The organism is Sphaerotilus mobilis (genome assembly GCF_004216565.1).
Classification (GTDB): Bacteria; Pseudomonadota; Gammaproteobacteria; order Burkholderiales; family Burkholderiaceae_C; genus Sphaerotilus; species Sphaerotilus mobilis.
The window spans coordinates 1-1,278 of record NZ_SGWV01000005.1 but is presented as its reverse complement, the minus strand read 5'-3'; the positions used below and the strand labels follow the sequence as shown (position 1 = coordinate 1,278).

At 67.0% G+C, this 1,278-nt stretch carries 1 protein-coding gene; it reads right to left on the bottom strand.

The window, feature by feature from the left end; all coding sequences use genetic code 11:
- Positions 1-1,278: hypothetical protein (locus EV685_RS20510; RefSeq protein ID WP_165396671.1), on the bottom strand; the 1,278-nt coding region annotated here is incomplete at both ends.

The window sequence follows — 1,278 nt, the reverse complement described above, 5'->3', positions numbered from 1 at the left end:
AGGGCCACGTTGCCGCTGGCCACGTCCGCCGTCGGCGTCACCGTCACCTTGTATTGGTTGGCCACGCCCGCCACCACGCCAACAGACGTCACCGCACCGTTGGTGGCACTGAAGTGCCCCGTGGTCGGCGTGCTGCGCAGGGCCTCGCTGAAGGTCACGTAGAAGTCGATCGCGTCCTTGGTCACACCCGCAACCGTGGTGTCTGTCACCGTGTTCACCACCGGTGCCACCGTGTCCAGCACGAAGCTGCTCGTGCCCGCATCGCTGGCGTTGCCCGCCTTGTCGGTGGCCACCACGCTCACGGTGATGGTGCCGTCCTTGAGGTCGGCAATCTCTCCGTCCGTCAGCGCCGGCACGTTCTGCACCGAGCCAGTGCCGGTCACGTTCTTGGTCACAGCGGTGCTGCCCGCTGCCGAGCCCGTGTACGTCACCACCACGGCGGCGTTCGCTTCCGCGTTCACCGTCACCGCGCCTGCGGCCTTGGCCTCCGCTGCGGTCGCACCATCTCCCGGCGCGACCCCGCTGCCCAAGGCCACCACGGGTGCGTTGGGCTTTTGGTTGTCGAAGGTCCACGCCGCTGCGTTCTTGCCCATCGCGCCCACCGACCCGCTGGCCGTGCTCAGGTTGACGTTGCCCGCCGCATCGGTCTGCTTGACCACGATCTTGTTGGCGTCGTACGTGACGCCCGTGGCCACGACCGGTGCCGGCACCGTGAAGCTACCCACGGTGGAGGCCAAGGGGGTGGAACTCCAGCTGGTGCCACCGTCGGTGCTGTACACCCAGGTCGCACCACTTTCGATGCCACTCACGTTGACGCTCAGGTTGCTGGTCACACCATCGCTGGCGTTGCCGGTGTCTGCCACCAAGCTCAGCACCGGGCTGGCCAGGCTGGTGTCCACACTGAAGGTGCGCTGGGCCGTGGTCACCGTGCCCTCTGGCACGGTGCCGCCGCCAATGGCTGTCGAGGTGGCCGTGATCGTCCACGCGCCATCGCTCAGGCTGCTGGTGGGCACCGTGCCGCTCCACACGCCGCTGCTGGCGTTGTAGCTCACGCCGCTGAGCGTGATGTCCGAACTGCCATCCTTGCTGAGCTTGACCACGATCGCGTCGTTGTTGTAGCTGCTCTTGACTTCCGCGCTGCCTTCGATCGTGCCGCTGATCGTGACGTTCGTGCTCGCTGCCGCCTTCTCTGCCGCGTTGAGCACCTGGTCGGGCGTGGTGTCCGCCGCCAGTGCATCGATCTTCAGGTCGTCGGTGGTCGTGAAGTTGTAGCCCGCC